Raw genomic sequence first — 10,050 nt, 5'->3', positions numbered from 1 at the left:
GCGTGAGGCACTTAGGCGGGTCAGCTACCTAAATTAACGAGGCACGAAGCCCCGCTACTTCAGAGCGGGGTGCTGACAGGTTTTGTCACCCTAAATCCCGATCGCAGGGGAAAAGTAGTTCCCGAGCGGTGTTCCCGCTGGATACAAATCAACCCGGGGAGCCAAGGTAGGGACAAAGCAGTGCCTTGTCCCTACAACGAAGGCGATCGCGGGATAATAATACAAACGGGGAGAAAATACTCAGTCGGTTTGGGGCTGTTCGATCGGCGATCGAGACCGAACCAAACCGAGGGAGATTACTCAGATTGCGGCAAATTTTTCAAGTAAGTATCCAGAGCATCCCCCGCCAACTGACTCATCGGCTTACCCTGACGCGCCGCCTCAGCTTTAAGCTGAAGATAGATTTCATTGCTGACATTAATCCGGCGACGGGGTGGGCGCGCCGGAGTCGGAGCCGGTTGACCCTCCTCAGTGCCACCTTCCGGGGCCGGAGAACTCGGCGAAACCGGGGGAGTTTGTTCCGTCTGGGGGGGTGGAGTAGAGACCATTTCCGCCGGTGCGGGATTCGGTTGAACCGATGCGGGAGGAGAGTCTTGCACCGGTTCGGAAGACGGAGCCGACATCGGTTGCGGATTGGGAGTTTGCATGGGGTCGGGATTGGGAGTATGCATAGGTTCGGACGTTGCACTAAACGGTTCGCGATCGGGCATTTCCGTGGATGAAGCCGAAGTATTGGAGTCAGAATAAGTAGCGGCAAAGCGTCGTAGCGCCTCAAACCCAACCCGATGGCAAAAATCCCCAAAGCTTTCCGGGTCTACTTGATGCTGACGCTCTTGTTTATAGTAGACAAACAGGGGTTCGAGGGCAGCTTCTAGATTTTCTATCTGTAAGCTTTCGATGTAAGGGTGCGCCAATCTAGTTTGATGGGGGTCAGCTCCCAGCCAGACTTGATAGCTGCCCGGGGTTTTGCCCACCAAACCCAATTCTGCCAAATAGGGACGAGCGCAACCATTTGGGCAGCCGGTCATTCGCACCACAAAATGTTCTTGCGGCAAGCCGACTTTAATTAAAAGAGCGCGAATCCGTTCCAGAACCGAGGGCATCACCCGTTCCGATTCCGTAATGGCTAAGCCACAAGTAGGCAAGGCGGGGCAAGCCATCCCGTAGCGCACCAAGGGGTCGATATCGGTTTCGCGTTGGATGCCGCAGTGTTGTAGGATTTGTTCGATATCGCGCTGTTGTTCCGGTGAGATATCGCCCAGAATCAGGTTATGGTGTGGCGTCACCACCATTGGCAGGTTGAATTGTTCCACAATTTGCCGCAGGGCGGTTTTGAGCTGAAAAGAGCCTTCATCCTTGATGCGGCCATTTTCCACAGAAATGCCGTAGAAGAGTTTGCCGTCCCCTTGTTCGTGCCAACCGAGGAAATCTTGGTACTTGAATGCCGGCAGAGGTCTGAAGGGGTCGAGGGGTTTGCCAAAGTAGCGCTCAACGGTGTTGCGGAATTTTTCTACGCCCCAGTCGTGCAGGAGGTATTTCATGCGGGCATGACGCCGATCGCGGCGATCGCCATAATCCCGTTGCGTGGCTACCACCGCTTTTACTAGATCGTAAATGTCGTCTTTGGGGACAAAGCCAATTGGATCGGCGGCGCGGGCGAAGGTTTGTTCTTTGTTGTGGGTGCGACCCAATCCGCCCCCGGCAAGTACGTTAAATCCTTCTAATCTACCGCTCTCGTCGAGAATCACCACCAAGCCGAGGTCCTGGGAATAAATATCCACCGAGTTATCCCCCGGTACGGTGACGCAGCACTTGAATTTGCGCGGCATGTAGTGCTGGCCATAGATTGGTTCTTCCGCGTCATGGACGATGGTGCCGTTGCCATTGCGTTGGCGCGCCTCTTTTACGGCGGGGCTTTCTTCGCCGCTGATTGCTTTTTCCCCATCGAGCCAAATTTCGTAGTAAGCGCCGGTTTGAGGGGTTAGCAAATCGGCGATATTATTCGCGTATCTGCGGGCACAATCGTATTCCAGACGGTTGACAAAGGGAGCCGGCGGTGCCATCACATTGCGGTTCAGGTCGCCACAGGCTCCCAAAGTGGATCCCATGTTCTGGATGATTTCGCGGAATACGGTTTTCAGGTCTTTTTTCAAGATCCCGTGCATCTGGAAGCCCTGGCGGGTGGTCGTCCGCAGGGTATGATTGCCGTATTCTTCCGAGAGGCGATCGAGGGCGCGATAGAGCTGCGGCGGCACGTATCCCGCTGGAGAGCGCGTCCGCAGCATGAATTGGTAGTCTTTCTCTTGCCCTTTGACCCGGTTATCCCGGTTGTCTTGTTGATAGGAACCGTGAAATTTGAGAATCTGATACCCATCATGTGAAAAATGAGTCGTATCCTCTCGCAACTCGGTGGCGACAGGTTCGCGCAAAAAGTTGCTGTGTTCTTTGACGCCTTCGAGCTTGTTCAGCTTCCGGTTTGACTCGGTGGGAGTGGGTGTTTCGTTCAATGATTGAACCATGAGAACTAGATTGAATTGGGCAGACGCTATATTTTATGTCCGGTACCCCGGTCGAGATAGCGATGTTTTTCGATTTTATCATCGCCTTTCCTAATTTAAGGGATCGAGGGGCAAATTAGGATCCATTCAGCCCCGGAAAATGTTAAATAATGTTACCGCCTTCGGTTTTGCGGCGCGCCAGGACTCTCGCTTTTGTCTGTGAGAGTAATGCGATCGCGTCTGAGGTTCGCGTTTTGCGCCTAGCCTCACTCAAATGCTGCCATCTTTTTTCTCCATTACCAGCACTGAGATTTTCCCCACCGGGTTAGGAGGAGTTGACAATCGATCGCGCCTCATTTTCGCCGCGCCGCAAGCAATGATAATCCGAATTATTTTTCTCGTTCCCTAGCAAAAGTAGGATTTTTTACTCATTTGCCCACCGCTTTGCCTTGCGCCTAGCGGTTTTATTGCTACATCCAAATCCTCATTAACCAGAAGCGATCGTGGCCGTGATTTGGCTGCACTTTCCTGGCTGTAATAAAATAAAAATCCCCCGGTGGTTTTCCCCTACCATGCCACTACAAACCCTCGAAATCCACCGATAAAATTCCGCTTCCCGAGATTAATCTAGCCCAAAAAGCCGCAGCACAGATACCGGAAACTCAAAGCGAAACAACTTTCCATTTTTGCGAAGCGCTTGCCCGATTTTCCCGGGGATGGAAAGGGCGTTTCATCCCTGGAAGAAGTACCTACGCTTTGAATTCGAGGGTCCACTGGCGCGCGGAATGGGGATTATCCGCCTCTAGGGATGCCACTTCCACGCGATCGCGCCCGTTTTCCTTCGCCCGATAAAGCGCCCCATCCGCCGCCGCAATCAACCTATCTGGCGGGCGAGTTGGATCGGGTATCAGGGTTGCGACCCCTAAACTTAGGGTGACGATCCCGTGGATAGGTGAAGCGTCATGGGCGATCGCCAGGGATCTCACCCGCTGACGAATCTCCTGTGCTTTCTTTACCGCATCAGCTAGGGCGGTATTCGGCAACACCACCACAAATTCTTCCCCACCATAGCGCGCCACTAACTCTCCCGTGTTTCGGTCTTCCTGGGCGATCGCCCCCGCCACTTGCTGCAAGGTGCGATCGCCTGCAGGATGACCGTAAAAATCGTTATAGGGCTTGAAATAGTCGATATCGCATAAAATTAGGGATAGGGGAATCTGTCCGTGGCTTAACTCCTGCCACTGCTGCATCAGGTACGCATCAAAGTGGCGACGGTTTGCCACCCTCGTCAGTTCGTCAACCGTTGCTAAACGATGCAATTCTTGATTGGCAAGCTGTAACTGTTGATAAAGTTGGGCTTGTTGGATGGCGATCGCTAATTCCACTGTAAGCTGTTGCAACACCTCAATTTCCCCGGTTTGCCACTGACGAACCTCGGAACAGGAATCGGCACACAACCACCCCCACAACTGAATGGGCGATCGCCCACCAACTTCCGCCCCGGAATTGTCCGGTTCGCGAATCAAAATCGGCACTTGCAAATGAGCGCGAATATCAGCAGCTTGCATTTGGCGTTTGTGGAGTTCGTCCAAACCTGCCGTTTCAATATCGGCGATCGCCCCGACTTCCCCTTCCCGGAATCCGCCCCCAAAGGTTTCCACAAAATCCGTTTGTGGCGGCGACACTTCCATCAAAGACGAACAACTCGACTCGCGCGACTCCACCACAAACCCACCGCCGCAACCGACATTTTCTCCCTCTTTAGAATTGTTCAATTGATAAATTGCCACCCGTTGCGCTTGCAAAAACCCGCGCACTTCCGCCACCGCTGTTTTCAAAATCTCATCCAACTGCAAAGATTGACGAATACGTGCTTGAATTCGCCCAATCAATCGCTCCCTTTGCGCTTGCTGTTTGAGCGTCACCACTAACTGCTTGCGTTCCGTAATATCTTCTTTATGCACCATCACCATATCCGGTGCCACAAACACATAGGTCAAAGCAAAGTATTTGGGCTGTTCTGTGGCGGGAAATCGATAAAGCATTTCCCCTTTTACCGTGGCTTTTTCTTCATAGCACTGCCACAATTGCTGCACCATTTCTGGTCTTTCAGGGTACAGCAACTCTGCCGTTTTGCCCTGGAATCGATGCAAATCTCCCTGAGAAATTTCCGCTGCAGCATCGTTGTAGTCAATTAACACAAATGACTCCCGCACTTGCTGCCAAGTAAAAGTGGGAATTGGCAGACTTTTGTATTGAGTTCTCAACCGTTCTTCGCTCAACCGCAGCGCCTTTTCTGCTTGACGACGTTCGGTCATGTCAATGCCCGTACAAATAATGTATTTGAGTTGATTATCCATCTCAAAAATCGCCGTCATCGACCAGCAAATGATTCGCCGCTCTCCCTGGCGGGTTAACCAAGTGGTTTCGTGCTGTAGGGGAAATTCTCCGGCTGACAAGGCGCTCAACACCTCTTGAAACGACTCAACCTCTTCCTCGAGGAGAAATAAATCCCAAACCACTTGATTGCTGATTTCTTCAAAAGAATATCCCGTCACCGTCTCGCAAGCATGATTGCAGCTCACGACTTTGGCTTCTGGATCGAGAACGACCACTAAAGAATTGGTGGTATCCAGTACCGTGGTGACAAAATTGCGAACTAAAATATCTGTGGCCTCTAAAACTTTGCCCACAAACTGCCGCTGTTCTTCAAGTTGTTTTTTATAATTTTTCACTTCGCTAATGTCTTCACAGGCGAATAGAAACAAAGGCGAACAAAATAGGCAATGATTATTCTGGGATTTTCCTAAAAATTGATTGAGGTCTAAATGGGGAGAAGGCAATGGGGTTTTTACCAAAGAAGAGGCTTCGGATTGGATTGGGGAAAGTGACGTAATTTTAGCTTGGTTTGAAAGGGATAGTTCTGTGGGGGGTAAATTGTCCCCGGAGGGGAGTTGATACAGACGAATGCGAACCCACACCGAAGCTTGATTCGAGGCAAGCAATCTTCCTTCCCAAGGTCTACCTAAAGGGGTGGGGAGAAAGGAGAGATGAGGTGACGATGGGTTTTCGCAGGCGGATTTATCTGCGGGTTGCCACAAGGCGATGTAGGCGCTTTCTCGATCTTCTGGATGAATCAGGTGCAGAAAACAGCGATCGCTTGCCCCTTGCCCGGAATTGCCAAGTCGTCGATCGGCGATCGCACTCACCGAAGCGATCGCGCCTTGCTTATCTAAAATAAAATAAAATGATGACAAGGTTTCGCAAAGGTGGCGATAATCGCTCAGGGATGCGGGTCGATTGCAAAGTTCTTGGCAAAACTGCAAACGTTTTTCTTCCCCTTGCGCGTATTCACACCCGCAACCATCGCTGTTGTGGTATTGAAAATCCCGATCGAGTGGCGATCGCTTCTGTCTCGGCTGCACAACCGTCTCCTCCATGCTAGACCTACTCGCAACTCGGCGAGTTCTTTAATTTTATTTTCTCCGATCCCATCCCCTCGAAAGATGCGAGTCGCGACCAATCCAAAAACAGCATCAAGAGGTGAAAGATTCGCCGAGGGGAATAAAAGCGCTGGATGAGGGAACGGAATTGTTAAAACAGGGAAGTTTTGCCCAAGGCTATAGCGAGTACGTCACTCGAAGCTCGTCTGCATAGAGTAGCATAATTTCCCCCGCAAGCCGAGGGGGGTTAACAGCCATCAGGGGTAAGGTACCTCATGCACGGCTATCGCAGATTCCCTGCCGTTTGTGGCAGTTTCGCGCACTGAAGTGGCTCTCGTCAAATTCAAGTAAACCGCAGAAAAATCAACTCTAAAATCTTCTACCCACAAGACTTTCAGCCTTTCGTGCGATGTAAACTAACCTCAAATGCGCTACAATTATAGCCACAGGGTGTGCAAAATTCTTCGGGTTTAAGCGAGGAAAAAAAGGTTTGCGGCGGGGGAGTAGCCAGTTGGCAAACTGGCACTCGCCGATTCCTGAGCGCTGCCAAAAAACCCCATTGATGGTAATGATGGGGGCAAATACTAGCCACCTCGTTCAGAACCGGAGAAAGCCAGGTTTTTGGGTGCGATCGCAGCTTTCTCCCCAATATTGCCACAAGGTCGGGAATCGCGCCACAAAAAAACTGACGCGCAGACCTTGTATGGTATAAGATTGCTGCCGTTGTAATCCCTGAGTAACTATGGAATGGATTCGAACCTCTAGTGTTTTCAAAGCACTGGAAGAACATATTCGCGATATTAGTAAAATGAGCGTGGCGTCTTGGATGGCGACTTCGCTTGACTTTGTGGTTTTCACCATTTTGCACCGCTTATTCTCCCTGCCAATTCCCACCTCTACTGCCTTGGGTTCTCTTGTCGGTGCCATGCTCCACTTTACGGTTTGCCGATTCTGGGTCTTTCGTACCATGAAACACAGTTTTGCCGAAGCGGTGTGGCGTTATATAATCGTCGTTGGCGGTGCATTGGTACTCCATTCTACCGCTACCACCCTGCTGGCAAAGTATTTGATTCCCCTCGAGGAACTCGCCTGGTTGATTTCCAAAAATACCGTTTTTCTCTGTTGGGTTTATCCGGGAACCAAATATCATGTGTTTGGCAAACGCAACCGCTCAAAACGCTCAAAATCCTCTCAACCTTCTCAAGGCGATCGCCAAGATTCCACTAGAAAGCCGTAACGTTATCCCAAACTCCCTCAATCCATTGTCTTCCTTTGGTTTGAGTCAAATTCGATAGCCGTTTCTGGTTTCTCCTCACTCTTTGACCCCGTTTCAATTCTCTATTCTTGATGTGGATTATTTTCAGCGCTTTTAAAAATTTTAATGTCATCTGATTTTCACAATAAACGCGGTCAAAAAAGCCCCGCCCTTGTCAGGGTAGGGCTAAATTCCAACTTACCCCGCCGAACTCGGCTATTTGTAGGGTAAATCGACCATAAACCTTCTTAAATTAGCGGTTATAAATAGTTTTTAAAATTACAATTTGCCCAGATACCAATTATTTCCCTAACCCAAGTAACCAATAACAAATGGTCACTGATAATTGACCAATGACCAATGACCATTGACCAATGACCAATGACCATACAAACAAAGCGATCGCATTGCTTATGGATTCGCTTCCACCACTCGCAGGCGCTCAGTGACCATCGTCAAACCATCTTTGCGAACCACAATCGCCGAAACCCAGCGATTATCCGGAATGAAAGGTGCTTCGCCCACTTTAAAAATTCCCCCGGCAGAAAGCGGTTCTAATTCCACCTCAGAAGGAGTTAAATATCCATCCACCCCAATCGGTTCTTCCACCGCATATCCGAGCAGTAAATCCTCTCCTAGGGGTTCTTGAACGATCGCATCGAAATTATACCGTTGCCCGATGCGAACTTCTTCCGGCAAATTAATTTTCAGGGTCGGCGGATTTTCCCCAGAGGTGATGCGACTCGATTCATCTAAAATATCTTGCTGCAAAACCTTTTGGTTTTCATAACGCTGGCGCGATCGCACCGTTGCCAATAGAGATAACTCCCGCTGTGGCAATTCTCGCACGCCGGTAATTTCGGTCACGGTTTCGGCAACATACCCATTGCCCACCCGTTCCCAAGACTCGATTTCCGTGCGATAATTCAAACTCGGATAGCGCTGCCACAATTTAACTAAAGCGGCTTCTAAATTGTCTCGCGTTAACCCATCAGAACTGATAAAACTGGCACTGTAAAAATCCATCACCGCCTCAATATCCTGGCGATTGGCAGCCGCATCAATTTGCTCCACAATGTTTTCTAAATCCCTCGGTGGGGTTTGGGCGAAAGCTCCCTGTACGCGCATCGCGGAGTGTCCCCCGGCACACCATAGGATTAAACCGAGGACGAAATAAGCAAAAAATCTCGATTCGACTACCGCCCAGGGTTTGGCGCGACGCATGGGCGATCGCAGACGCTTCGGGATGGACACAGCACCAGATTGGCGCTTAGAATGCAAAATCGCTTGCAGTAAAGTTAGCGGATTACTCATCAGAGGTTTCAATAATACAGTAGAGATAAGCGGCAGCAAGTGTTTAAAACACCGACTGACTTTCCGATTCCGGAAAATGCTGCCAGTCCATTCCTTCTCGATCTTAGCGTTTTGCGAGCATGTAGAGCGATCGCTCGAGATGCAATGCATTGCTGACATAACCACCGGATAATTCAACCCAATTAAACCGACAGGAGAGGCAAATCAATTGGCAACCACACCGACTAAACTCTTGATTGCTGCGAGTGGAACCGGGGGGCATTTGTTCCCGGCGATCGCCACCGCCGAACGACTTGCAGATTACAATATTGAATGGCTCGGGGTTCCTAACCGCATGGAAACCCAGATTATTAAAGATCGCTATCCCTTGCACACTATCTCTGTGGAAGGATTTCAGCAGCGCCTTGGCATCGGTACCCTGAAAATCGCCAGCCGACTGGTGAGTTCGGTGTTTCAGGTGCGCCGCTTGCTGAAAACGCGCCAATTTCACGGCGTCTTCTCCACCGGCGGTTACATCGCCGCCCCCGCCATTCTCGCCGCCCGTTCCTTGGGATTGCCGGTTATCCTGCACGAGTCTAACGCATTGCCCGGAAAAGTGACGCGCACCTTCAGTCGCTTTTGTGATGTGGTGGCGGTGGGTTTCGACAAGTCGGCGCAGTATCTCCCCCATGCAAAAACGGTTTGCGTGGGAACCCCGGTGCGATCGCAATTCCTGGAAAACCCGCCAATCGATGTATCCATTCCGGAAAATGCCCCGTTAATTGTGGTCGCCGGCGGTTCTCAAGGGGCGGTGGCTGTCAATCAACTGGTGCGCCAATGCGCCAATGCCTGGATCGATGCCGGTGCCTGGATTTTTCATCAAACCGGCGAAAACGACCCCGACGCCGAAAGTTTCGAGCATCCCCACTATATTTCTCAGCCATTTTATCAGAATATGGCCGGCTTGTTTCATCGGGCAACTTTAGCCATTAGTCGTGCCGGTGCCGGTACCCTGACGGAATTGGCAGTGACTCGCACTCCCTCGATTTTGATTCCCTATCCTTTCGCCGCTGAGGACCATCAAGCTTACAATGCTTCTGTGTTTTCTGATGCCGGTGCGGCATTGGTTTATCGACAAGAAAAACTCACCGCAGAGGAGTTGCAATCTCAGGTATTGGAGTTATTGCAATCGCCAGAAATCTTGCCAAAAATGGCAGAGGCAACCGGAAATTTGGCTGTCCCCGATAGTGGCGATCGCCTCGCTCAATTAGTGCGCGACTTGGTTAAACCCGTGAAATAATGGCACAGGCAAAAACGCCCCCCAAACTCTTCGGCTTTCCGCTCTATTGTTGCTCTCAATTGGCAGTCAATCTATTCCCCCGCCCCGAATGGGGCAATTGTCCGAATTGTCGCCGATGAAAATTTAGTAGTAGGGTGGGCATTGCCCACCGTCACAGGCGATCGCATCATCCAGCGAACTCCCCTCCTCGGGCATAAAGCAATTCATGCATTGCACATAAGTCCTGCCTGCCCCATTAACTTCATTCTACCTGCTGCCACT

General features: G+C 50.7%; 5 protein-coding genes. 2 read left to right on the top strand and 3 right to left on the bottom strand.

Translation table 11 applies throughout. The features are described from left to right. Positions 1-296 precede the first annotated feature (296 nt). Positions 297-2,519, bottom strand: a complete 2,223-nt coding sequence (sir, locus tag LKK83_RS12795) for a sulfite reductase, ferredoxin dependent (RefSeq protein ID WP_324631535.1) — start codon at positions 2,517-2,519, stop codon at positions 297-299. A gap of 728 nt (positions 2,520-3,247) precedes the next feature. Continuing rightward, the gene (locus tag LKK83_RS12790) at positions 3,248-5,923 is read right to left on the bottom strand and encodes a diguanylate cyclase domain-containing protein (RefSeq protein WP_324631534.1); all 2,676 of its coding nucleotides are present in this window, start codon (positions 5,921-5,923) and stop codon (positions 3,248-3,250) included. 760 nt (positions 5,924-6,683) lie between these two features. Between LKK83_RS12790 and LKK83_RS12785 the strand changes: the two genes are divergently transcribed. Continuing rightward, positions 6,684-7,178, top strand: a complete 495-nt coding sequence (locus tag LKK83_RS12785) for a GtrA family protein (RefSeq protein ID WP_324631533.1) — start codon at positions 6,684-6,686, stop codon at positions 7,176-7,178. A gap of 429 nt (positions 7,179-7,607) precedes the next feature. On the opposite strand, the gene LKK83_RS12780 is transcribed toward LKK83_RS12785, so the two are convergent. Continuing rightward, on the bottom strand, positions 7,608-8,510 hold the full coding sequence (locus LKK83_RS12780) for a nuclear transport factor 2 family protein (protein WP_324631532.1): 903 nt from the start codon (positions 8,508-8,510) through the stop codon (positions 7,608-7,610). Between the two features lie 208 nt (positions 8,511-8,718). Here LKK83_RS12780 and murG point away from each other — a divergent pair, with 208 nt between their 5' ends. Continuing rightward, positions 8,719-9,789: an undecaprenyldiphospho-muramoylpentapeptide beta-N-acetylglucosaminyltransferase gene (gene murG / locus LKK83_RS12775; protein ID WP_324631531.1), complete on the top strand. Its 1,071-nt coding sequence runs from the start codon at positions 8,719-8,721 to the stop codon at positions 9,787-9,789. Positions 9,790-10,050 lie beyond the last annotated feature (261 nt).

Origin of the sequence: Phormidium sp. CCY1219 (genome assembly GCF_035615515.1) — a bacterium.
Classification (GTDB): Bacteria; Cyanobacteriota; Cyanobacteriia; order Cyanobacteriales; family Laspinemataceae; genus CCY1219.
This window is presented reverse-complemented; position numbering and strand designations above follow the sequence as displayed.

Coding starts and splice junctions, on each gene's coding strand:
- sir (WP_324631535.1), bottom strand. CDS start 2,519: ATGGTTCAATCATTGAACGAAACACCCACTCCCACCGAGTCAAACCGG.
- LKK83_RS12785 (WP_324631533.1), top strand. CDS start 6,684: ATGGAATGGATTCGAACCTCTAGTGTTTTCAAAGCACTGGAAGAACAT.
- LKK83_RS12780 (WP_324631532.1), bottom strand. CDS start 8,510: ATGAGTAATCCGCTAACTTTACTGCAAGCGATTTTGCATTCTAAGCGC.